Below are 21884 nucleotides of genomic sequence, written 5' to 3' on the forward strand. Positions count from 1 at the left end.
GGGTGCATGACGACAGGGCCAGTAATCGGCACAAAAACAATGGTGGTCAGCCCCCATTACTTGGCTTCCGCGGCCGGGGCGGGAATCCTGCAAAAAGGGGGCAATGCCTTTGATGCGGCGGTAGCGGTCAGTGCAACGCTCGCCGTAGTCTATCCGCATATGACCGGGCTGGGCGGTGATGCCTTTTGGCTCACTTACAGTGCCGGCGAAGGGAGCGTCCGGGCTTACAACGGCAGCGGACGATCCGGCTACGGCGTCCGCAGGGACCGGTACGCCGGGGAAGCAGCGATTCCCCGGCGGGGGATCCGCAGCGCCATTACGGTGCCCGGAATGGCGGACAGCTGGGCGGCGGTCCAGCGCCAGTACGGCCGCCTGACCTTTGCGGAGGTGCTGGAGCCGGCGATCGGCTACGCCTCCGCAGGGTTTCCGCTGTCGCCGGATCAGTACGGGGGCAGTATCTTAGCCGGAGCCGCGCTGACGCCCGAGGCGGCGGCGATCTATCTTCCCGGCGGACGGCCTCCGGCTGTCCACGGGAAGTTCGTGCAGACGCAGCTGGCCGGGACGCTGCAGTTACTTGCGGCAGGCGGACGCGACGCCTTCTATAAGGGGGCAATTGCGCAGAATATAGCTAATTATATGCATGCCGCCGGCGGGTATCTCACCCGTGATGATTTTGCCGATCATCACGGGGAATGGGTAGACCCCGTCTCCACCGATTATCACGGGCATACTGTCTATCAGGCACCGCCCAACTCACAGGGCTTTGCGGCACTGATGGCGCTGAATATACTGGAGCACTTTGATTTCGGGAATATCGAACAGGGTTCCTACGAGTATTATCACCTGCTCGCAGAGGCTTTGAAGCTGAGCTTCCGCGACCGGGATCAGGTGCTTACCGATCCGACATTCCATAAGGTCCCGCTGGACCAGCTGCTGGATAAGCAGTATGGCGGGCAGCTCGCGGCATCCATCTCCATGCAGCGGGCTGCAGCGCTGGGCAGCGAGCCGATTGGCCGGGATACGGCCTATGCCGCTGTAGTGGACGGCGAGGGCAATGCGGTATCGTTCATACAAAGTCTTTATTTTGAATTCGGATCAGGTGCTGTGGCTGGAGAGACGGGAATTCTGCTGCAAAACCGCGGCTCCTTCTTCTCGCTCGATCCTGCACATATCAATACGCTGGAGCCGCATAAGCGTACGTTTCACACGCTTATGCCGGCCATGGCCTGTAAGGACGGCAAGCCCGCCTTTCTGTATGGCACGCAAGGCGGAGAAGGGCAGCCCCAGACCCAGACGATGCTGCTGACACGGATGCTGCATTACGGCATGAATCCGCAGGAGGCGGTGAATGCACCGCGGTTCGTGTGGGGCAGAACCTGGGGAGAACCGACGCAGGAGCTGAAAGTGGAGAAGCGCGTAGGCCAGCATGTGCTTGATGACCTGGCCACAGCCGGCCATATTGTCCGGCAGGCCGAAGAATATGACGGCATCATGGGCCATGCGCATGCCATCGCCATTGACGGCAACGGTTACCGCAGCGGCGGTACTGATCCGCGCTGCGATGGTGCAGCCATTGGCTGGTAGGGCATTGCGGCGGTATAAGAATCAGTTCCCCGTTCGGTCCGGGAGGAAAGGAGAGGAAGAGATGGTCCTTAATAATCAACATGGCGCTTTCATTGTTCCGGAGCTTGAAGTAACCGGCCGGAAACAAGGCGTGTTAGAAGGTCTAAGTTTTGCTGTAAAGGATGTGTTCGCCATAGCCGGGCACAGCTCTTCCGCCGGGAATCCCGACTGGCTGCGCAGTCATGAACCATCTGCCGCCCATGCGGCGGCGGTGCTTAAACTGCTGGAGGCTGGAGCCTCTTTACGCGGAGCTGCCCATACGGATGAGCTGATGTATAGTCTGGGCGGTGAGAATTACCACTACGGTACACCGCTTAACCCGCGCGGACCTGGCCGGATACCGGGCGGTTCCTCAAGCGGCTCGGCAGTGGCGGTAGCCTCCGGAGAAGCAGACTTCGCGCTCGGAACGGACACGGGCGGTTCAATCCGTGTTCCCTCGTCCTATTGCGGGGTGTATGGCTTTCGGCCGACGCATGGGGCGGTGGAGATGGACGGGGTGATTCCGCTGGCACCGGGGTTTGACACGGTGGGCTGGATTGCGGACAACCCGGAACTGCTGCTGCGGATAGGCAAGGTGCTGCTCTGTAAGGAACAGCTGCCATTACACCAGAATAGTGACAGAATGAGCAAACTGTACATCCCTGCGGATGGCTGGGCGCTGGCGGAGCCTGCAAGCTCTGTTTTCCTTAAGCAAGACCTCCCCCGGTTGCAAGCTGGAGCAGATGAGACGCTGGAAACAATTGTTTCAGCAGAAGGCCTGAAGACCTGGATGGATGTGTTCAGGGAGCTGCAGGGTACAGAAATCTGGGCCACCCATGGAGCGTGGATTGAGCAGGAGCAGCCGGTCTTTGGCCCGGACATTGCCGCACGCTTCACATGGGCAGCAACCATTGCCGGGGAGGATCACAGCCGGTCCATGTCGCTGCGCCAGGAGATCACAGCCAGGCTGCGGGATCTGCTTGGGGAAGACGGATGTCTGGTCATCCCGACCGTTCCCGGACCGGCACCGCTGCGCGGCGGTGATCTGCAGCAACTGGAACTGAACCGCAGCGGAGCCATGATGCTCTGCTGTATTGCGGGGCTGGCGGGACTGCCGCAGATCACGCTGCCGGTTCATGGCCCAGGCGGACTACCGCTGGGACTGTCTGTCATCGGCGGTTACGGCCAGGATCTCCGCCTGCTCTCATGGGTCCGGCAAAATTGGAATTAGAAGCAAATAAACGTTGGCATACCCGGCTTCCGTCTCTGCGTATTCACGCGGGAACGGAAGTTTTTTTATTCATCCCTCACACTCCGCGCTATTTCGGGCTCCCCTCCATTAACCATTCATAAGCCAAACGCAGCGCCGGAATCTGGACCGGTCAGCGAATAGAAGTACAATCGTTAATATTTTGTGACATGCGTAATATTATCTAACATGATATACGAAAGTTTTAAACTTTCTCTTTCAATAAGAGGTCATTTTATCTATAATGTTACATAAAGTAACATAAAGTAACATAAAGGCCGAACGATAATAAATGAACTTATTTGAGGAGGGGTGGCATGCATCTTACCGTTGAAGAAGCGTTGTCCATTTATCCTTTATCCGAAGCAAAACTTATAGCCGGAGCTAAGGGGAAGCACAGAATTGTGAAGTCGATTAATGTGATGGATGCGCCGGATATTTCGGACTGGATTAAAGAAGGGGAAATGCTGCTGACAACAGCCTATTTGATCAAGGACAGCCTGGAGGATGCGTCTGCACTGCTGCACACCCTGAACCGCCGCGGTTCTTCCGCCTTGGGCATCAAGTTAGGCCGCTTCTGGGATACGGTCCCGGAGGAGCTGATCGCTGAAGCGGAGACGCTGAATTTTCCGCTGATTGAGCTGCCGTTCCAGTTTACATTCTCCGATCAGATGAACGGGCTGTTTCGTGCAGAACTGTCGCGCAGCACCAGCATGCTGCAGAGTATTATGGATAAGCAGCGCAAGCTGATGCGCTTCGCGCTACGCTCCGGACGGAGCCGTCCGCTGTTCGAGTCGGTATCCGAGGTCATTGGCTACCCGCTTGCGGTTGTCAGCGCCCGGGGAGACGCGGTGTACAATAATTCGGAGTACGAAGACCGACAGCTGCTGGAAGGCTGGCCTTGGCAGAACCGCAATCAGCGTATTCGCATCGGTGACAAAACAGGCCTGCGGATACCGTTGATGCAAGGGGAGAAATGCTCCGGCTATTTATTATACTGTTCGATTGATCCGCTGCTGCTCCCTGTGGAAGAGAGCTTATTTGTCCAGGGAGCCGAACTTATTTCCTTTCATATTCATTCCGGTTATGAAGATTATTTTGAGCATGCCGAGCACCGTGAATTCAGCAGTCTCCTGCGCCGGTGCCTGAAGGGCGGATTGTCCTGCAGCGAGCTGTCCCAGGCCGCAGTCAAGCTGGAAGTGACACTGTTACATTCCCCTTTTCAACTGGTGCTTACCGATACAGCCTCTATTGGAGATGACAGGCAGGGGGAGCTGCTCCGGCTGAAGGAAGAATATGCAGAGCGTCCTGCCCTGCGAGAACTGAATGCCATTCATGTCATCATGGATGAGGGGCTAGTATCACTGTTGCCGGTTAGCCAGCACACCCCTGAGCAGTTTCGTGCTCTGATAAATGAATGTTTTCACAATTTGAAGCTTGATAAAGCATACTATCCCCGGGCGGCCGTCAGCAGTATTAAGGTGAAACCGGAAGGGCTGAAGGAAGCTTTTGTCGAGGTAAGGGAATGCATGTCGATGGTCCGGCAGTGGGGGGCGTACGGGAATGTGGTGCATTACCGCCAGCTTGAACTGCATCTTCTGCTGGGCCAGATTCCGGCGGATACGATGGAAAAGTATATTAACGGCAATCTGCGCGGGCTGCTCAGCCGGGAGCCGGAGTACGTCAAGGAGATGCTCCATACGCTGGAGGTCTATCTGGACAATGACGGACATGTGAACGAAACCGCCAAAAAACTGTTCATTCACCGCAATACTGCCACTTACCGGATTGAGAAGTTAAGTGAGCTTCTGGATGTCGATTTCAAAAAAATTAATGACCTGATGAGGCTGAAGCTGGTATTCGTATTCCGCAAAATGCTGGAACGCGAATGAGTCCTCTGGTATTGCTAAGGAATTAATCCCAATTACAACAGGCGCTGCCGAAAGGAGTGGAGAGCTTTGAAAATAGCCGGTATTTATCTGGCGGCAGGACATAACAGACGAGCGGGCGTGTCGAAATCATCGCTTAAGCTATCCCCGGAGGTCTCGCTTAGAAGTGTCGTGCTCAGTGAGCTTGACCGCTGCGCCCTTGAACCGCTGGTGGTTGTTGTTCGGGCAGATGATCATTTAGAATGGCTGCCTCCTGCCGGTGAACAGCACGTAAGGCGTACCGAAACCTGCCTGACCGCTCATTTGGGACTTTCATTTTCCCTGCGCTGCGGGCTGAATGCAATTCTGCCGATGCAGCCTGATGCGGTAGTTGTGGCTCTTGCTGATCAGCCGTTTATTACGGAATCACTTGTGAACCGGTTGATCGGCACTTTTGAGCGGAACCCGGGACTCGATTATGTGACCAGCACCAATGAGGGAATGGTAATGCCGCCCGCTCTATTCTCCAGAGGAATGTTTAAGGTACTGCAAGGGTTGGACGATGATAAGGGGGCGGAAGAAATTCTGTGTTCGGCTGAATATAAAGGGGTAGTCCTGGAACCGGATGCCGTCCGCCTTTTCATGGATAACTGTGCGCCGTTTGATTCAGTGCAAAACCCGAAGGAATGGAGTATTCATGGAGAAAGCTGACCTCAAGAGACGTGTATCCAGATAAATGTCATAAAATATCACATATTTTAAGTATAATTACTCTCGTTTTAGTGCATTAGGCACAAAAAAAGTAGGACTTCTTATTACAAGGCACAAACGTATGTTATATAAATTTACGTAAACGTCCGGTCTCAGTATAGTAGAGATACATTAATGGTTACAGCCATTAGGAGAGATATCCTGGAGGAGGAGAATTATGAAAAAAAGGGGTCAGGGATTTACTTTAAGCTTTGTGCTCATGTTCCTGCTTGCAGTAGTACTGGCGGGCTGCGGAAGCAACAACAATGCGGCTAACACAGCTGCTACGGAGGCGCCGGCGGCAACGAATGCGGGAACGGCAACAGAGGCGGCAGCAACAACAGAGCCGGCTGCAAAGAAGCCGACGGTTGCTTTTGTCTACATCGGACCTCCGGGTGACGGCGGTTATACCTATCAGCATGATCAAGGCCGTCTGTACATGGAGAAAGAGCTGGGCATCACTGCAGATACTGTGGAGAACGTTCCGGAAAGCGCGGATGCTGAACGGATCATTACAGAGCTTGCCCAGAACCATGATATCGTATTTACAACAAGCTTCGGATATATGGACTTTACGCTTAACGTAGCCAATAAATTTCCAAATGTGAAGTTTATGCATGCTTCCGGCTACAAAACAGCAGCAAACATGGGTACTTACTTCGGTAAAAACTATCAGGGAAGCTATTTATCAGGGATTGCAGCCGGCAAAATGACTAAGAATAACCAGCTTGGTTATGTTGGAGCCTTCCCGATCAGCGAGGTTATCTATAACCTTAATGCCTTTACTCTGGGCGCCCAAAGTGTAAATCCTGATGTGAAGGTAAGCGTAGTATGGACTAACACATGGTATGACCCGGCAACGGAACGTCAGGCCGCAATCAGCCTGTTGGATAAAGGCGCAGATGTACTGATGGCTTATCAAGATTCTCCTGCAACACTCCAGGCAGCACAGGAACGCGGCGCATTTGCCGGAGGCAATGACTCCGACATGGGCAAATACGCTCCTGACAATTATTTGACTAACCCGGTATGGAACTGGGGTCCGTATTACACCAAGGTGGTTCAGTCTGTTATGGATGGAACCTGGACCAATGAGCAATATTCCGGCGGCATGGATGACAAGATGGTCGATATTGCACCATTTGGCAACAAGGTTCCGGATGATGTGAAGAAGCTGGTGGAAGATGCCAAAGCCAAGATTATCAGCGGTGAGCTGAATGTATTTACTGGCCCGATCTCTGATAACCAAGGCAAAGAGCAGGTTAAGGCAGGTCAGACACTGACCCTTGAGGAAGTACTGGGTATGAACTGGCTGGCAAAAGGCGTAGAGGGCACAATCCCGCAATAATGTTTTAATCATAATTTCATATGCATGTCCTTATGGGTGGGGCGGGTTCCGTTAAGGTGGAACCTTCCCCACCCGTACTACAACTATAAGGAAAGGAGCATCCCAAAATGCAGGACCATTCGGTTGAAATGCGCGGGATTGTGAAGAAATTCGGTTCTGTAACGGCAAGCGATCAAGTCGATTTTTCGGCAAACGCGGGTGAGGTTCACGCGCTGCTTGGTGAGAACGGAGCAGGTAAGAGCACGGTTATGAGCATGCTGTCAGGTGTATACCGGGCGGATGAAGGCGAGATTCTGATTCATGGCCAGACCGCCAGAATCCGGTCGCCTAAGGATGCAGCACTCCTGGGTGTCGGTATGGTATTTCAAAACTTCAGACTGGTGCAAAGTCTCACAGCAGCGGAAAATATCGTGCTTGGCGAAAAGTCGTCTTTCTGGCGGGGAAGTAAGTGGATCAAGCATAAGCATGAAGAAATTGAGGCGCTGGGAGAACGGTTTGGATTGAAATTTCCGGTTGACCGTCCGATCTGGCAATTGTCCGTCGGTGAACAGCAGCGTGTGGAAATCGTCAAGACACTGTACCGGGGGGCAGATATTATTATTTTGGATGAACCCACCTCTGTGCTTACTCCGGGAGAAGCGGAGCAGCTGTTTGAAACACTGAGGGTGATGAAGCAGGCGGGCAAGACAGTGATTATGACTACGCATAAAATGAAAGAAGTGATGGCTTCTTCCGACCGGATTTCTGTTATGCGCAAAGGAAAGATGATTGCTACGCTGGCTACGGCGGATACGGATGAGCTGGAACTGGCCCGGCTGATGGTAGGCAGAGAGGTAACGATCAGCCGCCAGGAGCGTGAGGTCACCCAAGGTGAGCCTTTGCTTATCGTTAACCGGCTGGAAGTCTCAGCCGATCATGGCCGCAAGGCACTCGACAACCTGTCGCTGAAGGTATGTGAAGGTGAGATTGTCGGGGTTGCGGGGGTAGCAGGCAACGGCCAGAAGGAGCTGGCAGAAGTGCTTACAGGGCTTAGAACCTGGAAGAACGGCGAGATTATTTTTGATGGCAGCAAGGTGACGACAGCTTCGGTCAGAGGAGCGATCGATTCAGGGATATCCCATGTGCCGGAGAATCGGATGAAGAGCGGTCTGGCCGGACGGCTGGGCTCGGTGGATAATCTGCTGTTTAAGTCCTACCGCAGTGAAGAGCATTCCAAATTCGGCTTTTTGAAAGCAGCAAAGAACCGTCTATGGTCCCAGGAGCTGGTCCAGCGGTTCAATGTGAAGACACCTGAGCTCGATACACCGGTTCAGCAATTGTCCGGTGGTAATCAGCAGAAACTGCTGTTTGCCCGTGAGGTCAGCCATAAGCCGAAGCTGATGGTTGCAGTTCACCCTACACAGGGTCTGGATGTGGGAGCGACGGCCGGGGTGCATGAGCTGCTGATGGAGCTGCGCAGTTCAGGGAGTGGAGTGCTGCTGATTTCTGAGGATCTGGATGAACTGCTGCAGCTGTCTGACCGGATTCTGGTTATATACAACGGCACCATCATCGGTGAAAGTGATCATGAGCACGCGGACAGAGAACAAATCGGTCTGATGATGGCCGGAATCAGGCACAGGGAGGGGAGTGCGGTATGAGTCCGAAAAATGGAAGCAATTCTGCAGCAGCAGTGCTGGAGCCGGCTCCGGCTAAGACCGGTAAACGGTTCTCGCTGCGGCTGGAATACGATTCAAGCCGTACCCGTTCTCCGTGGTGGTCGCCGATTCTGTCCGTTATACTGGCGCTTCTGCTGTGTGCGATATTCATTGCCGCTAACGGGATGAGTCCGGTTACGGTATATGAAAAGATGTTTCGGGGGGCCTTCGGTACCTCCTATGGCTTCACAGAAACGATGGTAAAAGCGATCCCGCTGCTGCTGTGCGGACTAGGCATCGCTGTTGCTTACCGGATTTCCGTCTGGAACATCGGTGCCGAAGGACAGCTGACCGTCGGGGCGATGGCGGCTACGGCGGTTACGATTTATTTTCCGGATCTCCCCTCCTTCTGGTCGATAACGCTGATGCTGTTATTCGGTACAGCGGCAGGGGCGCTATGGGGATTGATGACGGCTATTCCCCGGACGCACTTCGGTGTCAACGAGCTGATTACTTCGTTGATGTTAAATTATGTGGCGCTGCTGGCTCTGGATTATGTGGTGTTTGGACCCTGGAAAGATCCGAAGGGCTTCAATTTCCCGGGATCACCGATGTTTACGGCTGCCCAGTCCTTACCTGTTCTTGGGACGACCAGACTGCATATCGGGCTGATTTTTGGGCTTGTCGCGGTAGTCATCTATTATCTGATGGTTAAATTTACCCGCTGGGGTTATGAGCTGCGGCTGATTGGTGCCAATCCGACAGCTGCACGTTATGCAGGGATTCATATTAAACGGCATATTATTATCGTTATGCTGATCAGCGGCGGGCTGGCCGGAATAGCCGGTATGGCTGAGGTTTCCGGGGTGACGCACAAGCTGATGCAGGGGATTTCACCCGGCTACGGCTACACCGCAATTATCGTTGCCTGGCTTGCCAAGCTGAACCCGCTCGGTCTAATCATCACCTCTGTTCTATTCGGAGGACTGATCGTCGGCGGCTATAGTGTACAGACCATTGGACTGCCTTCGTCAATTTCTGAAATGCTGCAGGGCTCGATCCTGTTCTTCCTGATAGCCGGCGATATGATTCACCGTTTCCGCATACGCCGGAGCGCATAAGCGGCGCCATTCATCTATCAGAACGTATATTACCGCGGGGATTTTGAGAAGGGAGTTTACCTATGGATTTCACTACACAGTTATTAATAGCCGCAATCTCTGCCGGAACCCCGCTGCTGCTGGCTACGCTGGGAGGTATTCTGAACGAACGTGCGGGCATAATCCAGCTTGGCGCTGAGGGACTGATGCTGATGGGGGCAGTGACTACCTGTATCGTCTATATCCGCAGCGGCAATCTCCTGCTGGCACTCCTTGCGGCTATTGCAGTCACCGCAGTGCTCGGAATGGTGCATTCGTTCCTTTGTGTGACGCTGCGGGCGAACCAGACGATGTCCGGGCTTGCCATGACCCTGTTCGGCAGCGGCCTCAGCGCGTATCTGGGCAAGTCGATCAGCGGCCTTCCGCTGCCAGGGACTTCGCCTAAGCTGAACCTCAGCTGGCTGAACGGGATTCCGGTCATCGGAGATATTTTCGGCAGGATGGACTATTTAACCTGGTTCAGCCTGCTGCTGGTACTGGTGCTGCATCTGCTGATCCATCACACCTCCTGGGGGCTGCATCTGCGGGCCGTAGGGGACAGCCCGGCGACTGCTGATGTTATGGGCATCCGTGTGCAGCTGATCCGCTACAGCTATGTAACGGCCGGTGCTGCATTGATTGGCTTAGCGGGGGCGGATATGGTGCTCGCTTACGCGCCGACCTGGAATGAAGGCCTTACGGCCGGCCGCGGCTGGATTGCCGTCGGGCTGGTTATCTTCGCCAGATGGAATCCGCTGCGCGCGCTCTTCTGCGCTTATTTCTTCGGTGCACTCGATTCGCTGGGCTTCCGCATCCAGCTGCTGGGCAGCGTGGTTCCATCTTATTTTCTCAAGATGATTCCTTATATCGTAACGATTCTGGTGCTGATGTATCTCGGCTACCGCAACCGTAACAAGCCTTCGGGCACCCCGGAATCGCTGGGGACACCTTATGTGCGTGAACAGCGGTTCTAAGAGAAAGAAAGCAGGCAGGTAACAGAGACTTAAGTTATCGTTTGGTGCTATAATCGTTCCAACCTTCCATTTCTTGTAGTTCGAACATCTAACCAGCATAGAAATCGCTATTTCCGGCGCAGAGCAAAAGTAGATGACTTGAATACAGCAAATGGACTTTTTTTACCCTTTTGCAGAGAATATTAATACATTAATAGCAAAATATGTAGAATCGGAAGAAAGCGGGGGCTGGAATATGAGTGCAGGATCGGATTCATTAACAATAGACGAAATCAACCGAATGGGTAAAGAACAGTTTGTGGCGGCACTTGGCGGAATCTTCGAACATTCATCCTGGGTGGCAGAGGGGGTTTACCAGCATGTTCCGTTTCATTCGGTGGAAGAGCTGCACAATGTGATGCTGGAGACGGCACGGAGTGCACCGCGCAGCCAAGTTGAAGCCCTGCTTAGGTCCCATCCCGATCTGGCAACGAGACTTCAGGTTACCCCGCTGTCAGCGGCAGAGCAGCAGGGAGCGGGTCTGGACCGGCTGACGCCAGAGGAGTTCAAACTGCTCACGGAACTGAATGCGGCATATACGGAGAAATTTCGTTTTCCATTTATTCTGGCCGTACGCGGTAAAAACAAGGATGACATCATAATGGCGATCGGGGAACGGGTTAACCGTCCGTTGGAAGAAGAATGGGAGCAGGCGCTTCATGAGATTGGCAAAATCACCGGTTTCCGGCTGCGCGATCTGCTGCCTGAGCCTGAGGGCACACAGTCATGAGCGGCAGGCTCACCACTCATGTGCTGGACCTGGCCCGGGGAGTGCCGGCGGCCGGGATGGCACTGGAGCTCTGGAAGCTTGACGGCGCTGCACGGGAGCTGTTGCGGGAAACGGTGACGAACGGCGACGGCAGACTGGATATCCCGCTGCTGGCGGGCAGCGAGCTTGCTCCCGGCAGCTATGAGCTGATATTTAGGGCCGGAGACTATTTCCGCGGCAGTGATCCGGCAGACAAGGGCGCTTCGGGGGCTGCAGCGGATAATAATATTTCTTTTCTCGAACAAATTCCGATCCGTTTCAACATAGTCAATCCTGCAGAGCATTATCATGTTCCGCTGCTAGTGGCTCAAGGAGGGTACAGCACGTACCGGGGAAGCTGATGATACTATTCCCTGTATTCCCGGCCAATCCCAAAATAGAATAATCACAAGTTCAATTATATAAGATGGCCGGAGGTGACCGATTCATGAAGGAAACGTATGAGCTTATCATCAAGAATGGGGACGTTGTGCTGCCCGGAGAAGTACGCAAGATGGACATCGCTGTGAAGAACGGAAAGATTGCCGCGCTGGGCGAGCAGCTGCCGGTTTATCCGGAGACCAAGGTCATCGATGCGGAAGGACAGTATGTTCTGCCCGGCATGATCGATATGCATGTTCATTTTAATGAACCGGCGCTGGGCCATTGGGAAGGCTTCCGCAGCGGTTCGGCGTCGCTTGCCGCCGGAGGCTGCACCTGTTATGCGGATATGCCTCTGAACGGCAATCCGCCTACAGTGAATAAAGCTGCGCTGCAGCTCAAAGCTGAGGCGGCTGCCGGCAACTCCGCCGTGGATTATGTGCTGTGGGGCGGGCTGGTTCCCGGCAATCTGGATGATTTGGAGGAGCTGGCGGCTGCCGGTGTTACCGGCTTCAAGGCGTTCATCTCCAATCCCGGAGGTGAAGGAGAAGGACGGTTCCGCGAGGTGGATGATGATACCCTGTTCCAGGGAATGAAAAAAATCGCCGGGCTCGGCGGTATTCTTGCCCTGCATGCGGAGAGCGAGGAGATCACCGCAGTGCTGTCGGCTGATGCTGTACGCAGCGGCCGGACCAGTGCACGTGACTTTGCCGCTTCCCGTCCGGCGGAAGCTGAGCTGGAGGCCGTGGCGAGAGCGCTGCTGTACAGTGAACGCACCGGCTGCAGGCTGCATTTTGTGCATATCAGCACGGCAGCAGCAATTGAAATGATCCATGAAGCCAAGCTCCGCGGGCTTGATGTGTCTGCAGAAACCTGCCCCCATTACCTGATTCTGAACGAGAACAGCCTGGAGGAGCTGGGAGTGCTGGCTAAATGCGCGCCGCCGCTGCGCAGCCCGGAGGAGCAGGAGAAGCTGTGGAAGGTGCTGGCAGACGGGCATATCGAGCTGATCGCCTCGGATCATTCCCCTTGTCCGCCTGAGCTTAAGCTTGATCCCGGGCTGAGCTTCTTTGAAGCCTGGGGCGGTATCTCCGGGGCACAAAGCAGCCTGGAGCTGATGTTCCACGAAGGGGTTAATGTGCGCGGCCTGCCGGTTACGCTGATAGCCGCGCTGCTGGCAGAGCAGCCGGCCCGGCGGTTCGGGCTGGACCACCGCAAAGGCTCGATCAAGCTTGGATTGGACGCCGATCTGGTGCTGCTGAACCCGAATCACTCCTATATGTTGAGCGCAGAGTATCTCTATTATCGTCATAAACATAGCCCCTATACCGGCATGACCTTATCCTGCAAGGTTACGGCAACGATCAGCCGCGGAGCGGTGGTATATACCGCAGCAGACGGGCTATTGATTGAGGATGGCGGCCAGTGGCTGCGGGTCAATGAAGGGCAGTCTTTATTATGACAACGCCGACGATTAAGGCACCGGTGCTTGAGATGATGGAGCTGCTGGAGGAGCTTGCGGCCTTCAGCGCTCCAGGAGCCGGAGTATCCCGCCTTCTGTATACTCCGGAATGGCTCCGGGCGCATCAGTTCCTGCAGGAGAGGATGGCTGCCCTGGGTATGGAAGTAAGGCGTGATGAGGTCGGCAATGTCTATGGAAGATTTACAGGCTCGCAGACAGCCGATAAAGTCATATTAACCGGATCACATATTGACACCGTTCTGAACGGCGGGAAATATGACGGTGCATACGGGATTGCTGCTGCCGTTACTGCCCTGCATTATTTGCAGCAGACCTTCGGGCAGCCGCTGCGGACCGTGGAGGCAGTAGCCTTTTGCGAAGAAGAGGGCAGCCGGTTTCCCATCACCTTCTGGGGCTCGGGCAATGTAACAGGGATGTATAACGGAAGCGAAGCGGATAGCTGCTCAGATTCCCGGAGGGTAACCATCTCTTCGGCTATGGAAGCTTGCGGATTGGAACGTAAGCCCGGGAAGGGTCCCCGCAGAGAAGATATCGGCGCGTATGTTGAGCTGCATATCGAACAGGGGATCGTACTGGAGCAATCGGCTTTGGAGATTGGAATTGTTGAGGCTATCGCCGGGCAGCGGCGATTTCATGTGAAAGTTGGCGGCACCGCTAACCATGCCGGCACAACCCCGATGGGGCTGCGGCGGGATGCGCTAGCGGGTGCTGCAGAGATGCTGCTGGCGATGGAGCAGGCGGCAGTTCAGACCGGTGATCCGCTGGTAGCAACTTGCGGGAAGCTGGAGGCGTCCCCGGGTACGCCGAATGTCATACCGGGTGAGGTACAGTTTACGCTGGATATCCGCCATAGCGAAGCTGAGCAGCTGGAGCGCTATTGTAGCGGCATTCAGGCACATTTCGAAAGAATTGCCGACAGCCGCGGACTGACTTTGGAGCTCACAGCAACCTTAGCTACCACTCCAGCGCCTATGGATGAGGGGCTGAAGAGGCTGCTGGAGCAGATCAGCCAACAGCAGGGGAGAAGCTTCCGCACGATGGTTAGCGGAGCAGGCCATGATGCACAGCTCTTCGCACCCCTATGTCCTACAGCAATGATTTTTGTGCCGAGCCGGGCCGGAATCAGCCATTCACCGGATGAATACTCTTCACCGGAAGAGCTGGCTGCCGGATTGAATGTATTAACGGCCATATTATATGAGTTGGCTTATAAAGAAAGCTGAACATCAGAGGGAGAGGTTCTCATGAAGCGGTACGAAGATTTGTCACCGTCCTTGCGGTGTATCATGACCCCGGGACCGGTGGAGGTCGATCCGCGCGTACTGCGGGCGATGTCTTTTCCGGTTCTGGGCCAGTTTGATCCTGAATTTACGGATATTATGAACGAGACCATGGGGATGCTCCGTGAGCTGTTTGCTACGAACAATAAATGGGCTTTTCCGGTCGACGGCACTTCGCGTTCCGGTATTGAAGCGGTAATGGTCAGTTTAATCGCACCTGGCGACCGGGTGCTGATTCCGATCTTTGGCCGCTTCGGCCATTTGCTGCATGAAATCGCCGAACGCTGCGGTGCAGAGGTCTATACCATTGAGAAAGCCTGGGGCAGCGTATTTGCTCCCGAGGAAGTGATTTCCGCGATCCAAAGCATTAAGCCGGATATAGTAGCTATTGTTCACGGGGAAACCTCCACGGGCCGGGTGCAGCCGCTGGCCGAGATCGGGCGAGCCTGCCGTGAGCAGGATGCCCTGCTCATCGTGGATGCCGTTGCAACAATCGGCGGTGTGCCGGTGGAGACGGATGCCTGGATGCTGGACGCTGTCATCGGCGGTACACAGAAATGCCTGTCGATTCCCTCCGGGATGGCACCGGTTACGTATAATGAACGGGCGGAAGCCAAACTGCTGAAGCGCAAGCAGGTAGAGCGCGGGCTCAGAACAGGCGAGTTCGAAGCGGGGGAGCTGCCTCCTGTGCGAAGCAATTATTTTGACTTAAGCATGCTGCAGGATTATTGGAGTCCGCAGCGGCTGAACCATCATACGGAGATGACTTCGATGCTCTATGCACTGCGTGAAGGGCTGCGGCTGGTGCTGGAGGAAGGCCTTCGGGCACGGCATGCCAGACATGCGCTGCATGAAGAGGCGCTTACAGCCGGACTATCGGCGATGGGCCTGGAGCTGTATGGCGATCCGGAGAGCAAGCTGACAGTGGTTACCTGCGTCCGGATTCCGGAGGGGATTGACGGGGAGTCTGTTCGCAGTATGCTGCTTAACCGCTTTGGCATCGAGATTGCCAGCTCCTTCGGGCCGCTCAAAGGACAAATCTGGCGAATTGGCACGATGGGCTTCAGCTGCCGTGAAAATAATGTGCTGCGGGTACTAGGAGCGCTTGAGGCCACGCTTTTGCGGCATGGGCATCCTCTTCCCGCCGGCCTCGGTGTCCAGGCGGCACTTGACGTATACGAGGCAAAAGTAAGATAATCGTCTGAATAGGCAACGGGACTAAAATAAATGCAATAAGGCTGCCCGGCTGAGCCGGACGGTTCAGGCATTACCCAGGAAACGGCTTGCGTCCCGCAAAGGGGCGGCATAGCCGTTTTTATTAAAATAAAAGCAAATCGGAGGGAGTGGAAGTCATGACGTTTAAAAGAAAACCGCTTGCGGATTGTGTGCCTGAGCTTGTGGCTACAGCCCGCGGCGATCAGCCGGCATCTCTGGTCATCACGGGAGGAAAGCTGGTCAATGTGGTCTCGGGGGAGATTTTGGAGGGGATGTCTGTTGCGGTACAAGGGGGACGCATTGCCTATGTCGGCAAGGACGTCTCTCATACGATTGGTGAAGGTACAAAGATTATTGATGCAGCCGGCAAATATATTGCTCCCGGATTACTTGACGGACATTGCCATATCGAAAGCACACAGCTGACCGTTACCGAATTTGCCCGTGCGGTGCTGCCGATGGGAACGACGGGCGGATTCTTTGATGCGCATGAAATCGCCAATGTGTTCGGGCTGAAGGGGATTAAGCTGATGCTGGATGAAATGCGCGGCACGCCGCTTGCCGCGTATATGCAGGTAGCTTCCTGTGTACCTTCGGCAGGGGCGGAGTTCGAAACAACCGGCGCCTCACTCGGACCGGCCGAGATTGCAGAAGCCTATACCTGGGGTGAGGATGTCATCGCTCTGGGTGAAGTTATGAACTTCCCGGGCGTGGTATATGGCGATAATAAAATGATCGGCGAAATCCAGGCGACACTCCGTGCCGGCAGATACGTGGATGGGCATTTCACCTGGCCGTCCAGCGACTGGAGACTTCCGGTTTATGCCGCCGCCGGTGTAACCGGCGACCATGAATGTGTAACGGCTGAGGATGTCATGGAACGTGTCCGACTGGGGATGTATGCCAAAATGCGCCGCGGCTCCGCCTGGCATGATGTAGCGAAGACGATCACTGCGCATACGGAGCACGGGCTGGACCCGCGCCGGATGATGCTGGTCACCGATGATCGCAGCTCGGAATCGCTGCGCGACGAGGGACATATGGATTTTGTCGTACGCCATGCGATCTCCCAAGGGGTAAAACCGGTGATTGCCTTCCAGATGGCAACCATTAACACCGCTGAACGCTTCGGCGTAGCCCGTGATATCGGCTCGATTACGCCGGGCTCCTGTGCGGATATTATTTTGCTGGATGGAAATCTGGCCGATGTCCATGTAGTAACGACAATAGCTGCCGGTGTGGTGGTGGCTGAGAACGGCATTATGACAGCTGAGCTTCCGTCTTATACCTATCCTGAGGAGGTGCGGTCTTCGGTTCATCTGCAGCAGCTTCCGGTGCCGGAAGACTTTGTGATCCATGCTCCGGTGGAGTCAGGCACCCTCGCTACCCGGGTAATCAAGGTCATCGAGAATCATGTGGAGACAGAAGAACGGATCGTACAGCTGCCGGTAGAGAACGGGGTGCTGCAGGTTGGAAACGGACTCTGCAAAATCGCAGTATTTGAACGGCACAAAGGGACCGGCAACAAATCGGTAGGTGTAGTTGAGGGGATCGGCTTCCAGGAGCCGGCGGCTATTGCCATGACGGTTGCCCATGACAGCCACAATGTGCTGGTGATCGGCAATGATGATGTCCTGATGGCAAAAGCAGCAGCTGCGGTAGCAGAGGCTCAAGGCGGTGTGGCTGTAATTACAGGGACCGGTACCACGCTATTCCCGCTGGCCATCGCCGGTCTAATGTCTGCAGAGCCGTTTGAGGTAGCCGCCGCCCAGTCTGCGGCAATCAGTACAGTACTGTATGATGCAGGCTGCACGCTGAATTATGCTTTTATGACCCTGTCTCTGCTGGCGTTAGCAGTTATTCCGACCTTGCGGATTTCTGATAAGGGTCTGGTGCGGATTTCACCGGAAGAGGGCATTCAGCTCGTATCTTTATTCTGCTAGGCGTCAATTCGCCGGATTCCCGTATACTACCAAAAGTGCCTCCAGCCGGTTACCGGTCTGGAGGCACTTTTTTCTATATGAAGGACTCTGCAAAAATCCAACTAAACTCCTTATCTTTCACTCCAACGCAGTCGGATTGCAGAGCCTCACCTTCCAGAAATAACCGGAATGGTTACAGTTCTGACATAAGGGACATAATATTAACCGATTCATCACATTTCGAAACATATATTTTGAGATTTTTAATAAAAAATATTAACAAACCGCCAAGATTCGACGATAATACTTTTAAATTAATTAAAATTAGTGCCAATTCGTAGTCTGCTGAACAGTTACTGAAAGTTCAAATATAAGGAACGGGGTGTATGAGATGATCAGATTAGATACACAGGACATTGTGAATATCACAATGAAGCAAATTGCCGGTATTTTTAAGATGGAGCCGCTTGAGCTCAGATTTGTTAATGATTTTCGGGGGGAGCAATATCTGCTAACCAATGATAAGCTGCATCTCAGCAACCAGCAATATTGGGCAAAGGTTATGGATTGTGTGTTCGATAACCATGTCAGACCGGTTTTGATGTGTGAAGTGCTGTATTTCCTCCGCAATGAATTTATGGAGAGTGACATTAAGCTTATGTTTTCTTACGATTTTGCTGAAGGTGCAAATGGGCTGGCAACGGCAACTGCTGAGGTTTGCTTCAATGATTCCCCGGAGCTGCAGCCGGCTGAAATTGCTGAATTGATTGATTTTGCATTGGCCTTGCAGGATAAGAATTGGTTTGAGGAACTGACCGCTAAATACAAACAATTAACCGCATAAGCTTCATGCGCAAGCTATAGAATACATTTAAATATAAGAGCCGCTAGATCTGCCAGTTTACAGCTGAGATTAGCGGCTTATTTGAAATAGAATGAGGGCTATGCATAATCTCCTGTTTAGAAGAAGGCGAATGAACCGGGGGGCTTTCTGCTGCCAGCCATCCCTGAGCGTTGTCAGTAACCATTTGTGCGAGAAAGACAAGCCACTCCCTGCTATCGTTCAAGCAGGGTGCAGTTATGAGTTCCCCGCGTTCTCCTCCGCCTAAAGGCGAAATGCTCCCGTCCTTCCACCGCAAGCTCATGCAATGTTTCCAAAAGGGGGGATAATCGATTACTCGGCGGTCCGACAAAAACCTGCGCAGATAGGTGCGGACAACCTTGGTGTTTGGTGGCTTCGGGTGTTCCGATTTGGGCAAGAATAACGCCGATAGGAGACGGGTTCATTTGAGCGGACACTCACTTTCAGAAAACTTGACATCGCTATAAAATATCACATCACTTGCTCTGGACACAATACATAAAATCATAGGCTTATCATAAGACGGAGAAAATGGGAGATTTTGAGAGTAAGATCAAATATATTTTTTATGTTAATCGCAAAAAGTGACTTTTCTTATAGGGTGTGTGATTTTATATACAGAGAAAAGAAGCGGATATTTGATACCATCAAGCCAGAAATTACCTCTGAGAGGTTCATAGTTTTTATGTTTAATTCACCCTTTTATGTGAATTGTTTCACCTTATAGTAGAATTAGTAAATATGTGAACGCATCTTCTGAAGCACAAGACTGGGTCATGAGGAACTGGAGAGGGGGGATGATTTCTTATGAAGAGACATGTTGTTCTTCGTAAGAAAGGACGGGAGAGGACCAGCAGGGGGATTTTTTCGAAGAGCTATATACTACTGGGGATTTGGTAAAGGAGAATATGCATTGAAAAAACTAGTTACTTTGACAATCAGCGCAGCTTTACTGCTTGCGCCATTCGCTTACACGATTAACGCACCGGCTCTGAAATTGACAGTGGATGCAGTTTCAGCAGCTTCGGAAGAAGCACCGGCAGCGACAGCAAAACCAGCCGCTAAGCCAACAGCGAAGCCAACACCAAAGGCAACACCAAAGGCAACAGCAAAACCAACAGCAAAACCAACAGCAAAGCCTACACCAAAGGCAACAGCAAAACCAACTGCGAAACCAACGCCAAAAGCGACAGCTAAACCAGCTGCTAAACCGGCAGCAACAGCAAAAGCGACAACTAAACCGGCAGCAACAGCAAAAGCAACAGTAAAACCAGCTGCCACAGCAAAACCAGTTGCAACGGCAAAACCGGCTGCAACGGCTAAACCTGTGACGGTTAAACAAAACGTGTATCAAGACGGCGTATATGTTGCCTACGGCAATGCTTACTCCAAGGGTACTGAAGGCGTAAAAGTTACGATCAAAGACGGTAAGATCGCTGATATCGTACTGATGAGAACCAACCCGAAAATCATCGACAACACGGTCAGCAACAACTATAGCGGCGTGTGGGTAGCTTACGGTCTGATGAAAGAAAGACTGCTAGGTCAAACCAGAGACAGTGCAGCAGCAGTTGATGCTGTATCCGGCGCAACACGTTCCAGCAACGGCTGGAAGCTGTCTGTGGACAGAGCGTTTGAAAGAGCAATGAAAGTTAAACCGGCAGATGCTACTTACTTCGCAGGCGATCACATGGGTGTTGATCCTGAAGGTAAATACGCTGTATTCGCAAGCTACGATGCTAACAGCCTTACAGCAGTGAAGCTGTACCCAATGACCAGCACTGGAAGCTTCGTTGACGAAAAAGCATACACAGCTGAACAAACTGCGGCAATTGCAGCGATTACACCTGTACTGCTCGCTAAGGGATCTTCCGCACAGCCGGTTGCCGGCTATGAAGCTGAATCCAAAGCTGCCATCAACGCTTTCTGGGATGCAGAACAAAATGCCAAAATTAACAACACCTCTGCTTATGTTGACGGCTTCTATTCTTCCTACGGTACTGCAAGAAGCGTAGGCGTTGAAAGAGCCGATGTTGTTATCCGTAACGGCAAACTGGTAGACGTGAAACTGTACAGACTTGGAACCAACCTGATTGACAGAGGAACAACAGCTTATGCCGAAGTGGTAAAAGCTAACGCTCCAATGACTGCAAAATTGCTTGCTAACGGTTCTTATATTGCTAATTATGATGAAAAGGTAGACGGTATTTCCGGCGCTACTGAAAGCAGCCACGGCTGGAATCAGGCAGTACAAAGAGCATTTGAGAAAGCCCTGAAGGTTCCTACAGCAGGCCAATACTTCGACGGCAAATTCGCAGGTGTGGATAATCAATCCAAAATCCTGCTGCTGGTTGATGTTGCAGCTGATCAAGTAACCGGAATTAAACTCAGCCTGTTCGGAACAGACGGTAAGCTTATTGCCGATGACAAACTGACTGCTGACCAAAAAACACTGGTTGAACAGCTGACCGCAGGTCTGCTTGATAAAGGCGTGCAATTGGCTGATGTTGCTGGCCAAGAAGCCTTGTCCGCAGCAGCAAGAGCAGCACTGACTGATGCATTGACTAATGCTTCCAAGGTTCAAGGTACTTATAAAGACGGTACGTTCACCTCTTATGGTAATGCTTATGATAAAGGCACAAACAAAGCCGATGTTACCCTGCGTAACGGCAAGATCGTAAATGTTGTTCTGACCCGTGTAGGTATGAACCTTGTAGATCTGGGCAAAGCAGCTTATGCTGAAGTGCAAAAGGCTATTCCTCAGCTCACTGCAAGCTTCCTTGCAGCAGGCACCAAAGAAGGCGTACAGCAGGTTGATGCGGTGTCCGGTGCAACATCAAGCAGTAACGGATTCAAAACCGCAGTAGACAGAGCTTACGAAAAAGCAGAGCTTGTAAAAGTTGATAAAGCAGCTTACTTTGACGGTATCTTCATCGGTACCAGCACTGACAAATCCGTAAATGTAATGGTTACTGTGAAGAACAATGTTCCTGTAGCAATGACTGTATACTATCTGGATAAAGCTGGAAAAGTTAAAATTCCAGAAATGCTGACAGCAGCTGAAATTGCCGTGAAGTTTGAAATCGAGTCCACTTCGAACGGCAAATCCCTGCACAAGTACGGATATCGTGCAGCGGCATTCGGTGCGAACGATGCTGAGAAGGCCGTTTCCGCCAAAGTCATTGAAGCAATCACTTCCGCTCTGGCGACAGCAAGTAAATAAGTTGATTTACAACAAATGAAGGGGTTGTCCTTAGCCATACAAATGGCGGGGGACGACCCCTTTTTTTGAATACATAGAAACAGTCACCCTATCTATAAAAAGACGGTGAAGTCGTTTTTTCTTAGTATTATCGTGTATAATAATAGATTCATAAAGAACAGCGA

Annotated in this window: 17 protein-coding genes; 16 read left to right on the forward strand and 1 reads right to left on the reverse strand. The window is 52.8% G+C overall.

All coding sequences use genetic code 11. The features are described 5' to 3' along the window. The first annotated feature begins 6 nt into the window (after nt 1–6). The 15 genes from ggt to JRJ22_RS05920 all read left to right on the forward strand — a co-directional run bounded on the left by ggt (nt 7) and on the right by JRJ22_RS05920 (nt 18479). Nucleotides 7–1584 carry a gamma-glutamyltransferase gene (ggt, locus tag JRJ22_RS05850; RefSeq protein ID WP_206103630.1) on the forward strand — a complete coding sequence of 526 codons (1578 nt, stop codon included), beginning with the start codon at nt 7–9 and terminating at the stop codon, nt 1582–1584. A gap of 61 nt (nt 1585–1645) precedes the next feature. Beyond that, nucleotides 1646–2833, forward strand: coding sequence for an amidase (locus JRJ22_RS05855; protein WP_206103631.1), 1188 nt, complete (start codon nt 1646–1648; stop codon nt 2831–2833). Between the two features lie 335 nt (nt 2834–3168). Continuing rightward, entirely contained in the window at nt 3169–4743 is a 1575-nt protein-coding gene (locus JRJ22_RS05860) for a PucR family transcriptional regulator (RefSeq protein ID WP_206103632.1), read from the forward strand. A gap of 66 nt (nt 4744–4809) precedes the next feature. Then, the gene (locus JRJ22_RS05865) at nt 4810–5430 is read left to right on the forward strand and encodes an NTP transferase domain-containing protein (RefSeq protein ID WP_206103633.1); all 621 of its coding nucleotides are present in this window, start codon (nt 4810–4812) and stop codon (nt 5428–5430) included. A gap of 217 nt (nt 5431–5647) precedes the next feature. Further along, nucleotides 5648–6817 (forward strand): BMP family ABC transporter substrate-binding protein, encoded by a 1170-nt coding sequence (locus tag JRJ22_RS05870; RefSeq protein ID WP_206103634.1) that lies wholly within the window; start codon nt 5648–5650, stop codon nt 6815–6817. A 107-nt stretch (nt 6818–6924) separates the two neighbouring features. Continuing rightward, a complete protein-coding gene (locus JRJ22_RS05875; RefSeq protein WP_054939382.1) occupies nt 6925–8457 on the forward strand; it encodes an ABC transporter ATP-binding protein in 1533 nt (510 codons plus the stop codon). After that, nucleotides 8454–9575 carry an ABC transporter permease gene (locus tag JRJ22_RS05880; RefSeq protein WP_206103635.1) on the forward strand — a complete coding sequence of 374 codons (1122 nt, stop codon included), beginning with the start codon at nt 8454–8456 and terminating at the stop codon, nt 9573–9575. The genes JRJ22_RS05875 and JRJ22_RS05880 overlap by 4 nt, the downstream gene beginning before the upstream one ends. A 62-nt stretch (nt 9576–9637) precedes the next feature. Beyond that, a complete protein-coding gene (locus JRJ22_RS05885) occupies nt 9638–10567 on the forward strand; it encodes an ABC transporter permease (RefSeq protein WP_206103636.1) in 930 nt (309 codons plus the stop codon). A gap of 235 nt (nt 10568–10802) precedes the next feature. After that, entirely contained in the window at nt 10803–11336 is a 534-nt protein-coding gene (gene uraD, locus JRJ22_RS05890) for a 2-oxo-4-hydroxy-4-carboxy-5-ureidoimidazoline decarboxylase (RefSeq protein ID WP_206103637.1), read from the forward strand. Continuing rightward, on the forward strand, nt 11333–11716 hold the full coding sequence (uraH, locus tag JRJ22_RS05895) for a hydroxyisourate hydrolase (protein WP_206103638.1): 384 nt from the start codon (nt 11333–11335) through the stop codon (nt 11714–11716). The genes uraD and uraH overlap by 4 nt, the downstream gene beginning before the upstream one ends. Nucleotides 11717–11802: 86 nt before the next feature. Further along, nucleotides 11803–13197: an allantoinase gene (locus tag JRJ22_RS05900; protein WP_206103639.1), complete on the forward strand. Its 1395-nt coding sequence runs from the start codon at nt 11803–11805 to the stop codon at nt 13195–13197. Further along, complete coding sequence (allC, locus tag JRJ22_RS05905) at nt 13194–14441, forward strand: allantoate deiminase (protein ID WP_206103640.1); 1248 nt, start codon at nt 13194–13196, stop codon at nt 14439–14441. Before JRJ22_RS05900 ends, allC begins: the two co-directional genes overlap by 4 nt. Nucleotides 14442–14462: 21 nt before the next feature. Next, nucleotides 14463–15695 (forward strand): pyridoxal-phosphate-dependent aminotransferase family protein, encoded by a 1233-nt coding sequence (locus tag JRJ22_RS05910; RefSeq protein ID WP_206103641.1) that lies wholly within the window; start codon nt 14463–14465, stop codon nt 15693–15695. A gap of 155 nt (nt 15696–15850) precedes the next feature. Further along, on the forward strand, nt 15851–17656 hold the full coding sequence (locus tag JRJ22_RS05915) for an adenine deaminase (RefSeq protein ID WP_232381042.1): 1806 nt from the start codon (nt 15851–15853) through the stop codon (nt 17654–17656). Between the two features lie 370 nt (nt 17657–18026). After that, nucleotides 18027–18479, forward strand: a complete 453-nt coding sequence (locus JRJ22_RS05920) for an IDEAL domain-containing protein (protein WP_206103643.1) — start codon at nt 18027–18029, stop codon at nt 18477–18479. Between the two features lie 987 nt (nt 18480–19466). Here the strand turns inward: JRJ22_RS05920 and JRJ22_RS29155 are convergent. Continuing rightward, nucleotides 19467–19778, reverse strand: coding sequence for a hypothetical protein (locus tag JRJ22_RS29155; RefSeq protein ID WP_232381043.1), 312 nt, complete (start codon nt 19776–19778; stop codon nt 19467–19469). 46 nt (nt 19779–19824) lie between these two features. On the opposite strand from JRJ22_RS29155, the gene JRJ22_RS05925 reads away from it, so the two are divergent. Next, nucleotides 19825–21720 (forward strand): FMN-binding protein, encoded by a 1896-nt coding sequence (locus JRJ22_RS05925; RefSeq protein WP_232381044.1) that lies wholly within the window; start codon nt 19825–19827, stop codon nt 21718–21720. Nucleotides 21721–21884 lie beyond the last annotated feature (164 nt).

The organism is Paenibacillus tianjinensis, from assembly GCF_017086365.1.
GTDB lineage: Bacteria > Bacillota > Bacilli > Paenibacillales > Paenibacillaceae > Paenibacillus_AQ > Paenibacillus_AQ tianjinensis.

Excerpts from the sequence above, each read along its gene's own strand:
- ggt (WP_206103630.1), top strand. The coding sequence starts at position 7 with ATGACGACAGGGCCAGTAATCGGCACAAAAACAATGGTGGTCAGCCCC.
- uraD (WP_206103637.1), top strand. The coding sequence starts at position 10,803 with ATGAGTGCAGGATCGGATTCATTAACAATAGACGAAATCAACCGAATG.
- JRJ22_RS05860 (WP_206103632.1), top strand. The coding sequence starts at position 3,169 with ATGCATCTTACCGTTGAAGAAGCGTTGTCCATTTATCCTTTATCCGAA.
- JRJ22_RS05910 (WP_206103641.1), top strand. The coding sequence starts at position 14,463 with ATGAAGCGGTACGAAGATTTGTCACCGTCCTTGCGGTGTATCATGACC.
- JRJ22_RS05855 (WP_206103631.1), top strand. The coding sequence starts at position 1,646 with ATGGTCCTTAATAATCAACATGGCGCTTTCATTGTTCCGGAGCTTGAA.
- JRJ22_RS05915 (WP_232381042.1), top strand. The coding sequence starts at position 15,851 with ATGACGTTTAAAAGAAAACCGCTTGCGGATTGTGTGCCTGAGCTTGTG.
- JRJ22_RS05900 (WP_206103639.1), top strand. The coding sequence starts at position 11,803 with ATGAAGGAAACGTATGAGCTTATCATCAAGAATGGGGACGTTGTGCTG.
- JRJ22_RS05920 (WP_206103643.1), top strand. The coding sequence starts at position 18,027 with ATGATCAGATTAGATACACAGGACATTGTGAATATCACAATGAAGCAA.
- JRJ22_RS05885 (WP_206103636.1), top strand. The coding sequence starts at position 9,638 with ATGGATTTCACTACACAGTTATTAATAGCCGCAATCTCTGCCGGAACC.
- JRJ22_RS05870 (WP_206103634.1), top strand. The coding sequence starts at position 5,648 with ATGAAAAAAAGGGGTCAGGGATTTACTTTAAGCTTTGTGCTCATGTTC.
- uraH (WP_206103638.1), top strand. The coding sequence starts at position 11,333 with ATGAGCGGCAGGCTCACCACTCATGTGCTGGACCTGGCCCGGGGAGTG.
- allC (WP_206103640.1), top strand. The coding sequence starts at position 13,194 with ATGACAACGCCGACGATTAAGGCACCGGTGCTTGAGATGATGGAGCTG.
- JRJ22_RS05880 (WP_206103635.1), top strand. The coding sequence starts at position 8,454 with ATGAGTCCGAAAAATGGAAGCAATTCTGCAGCAGCAGTGCTGGAGCCG.
- JRJ22_RS05875 (WP_054939382.1), top strand. The coding sequence starts at position 6,925 with ATGCAGGACCATTCGGTTGAAATGCGCGGGATTGTGAAGAAATTCGGT.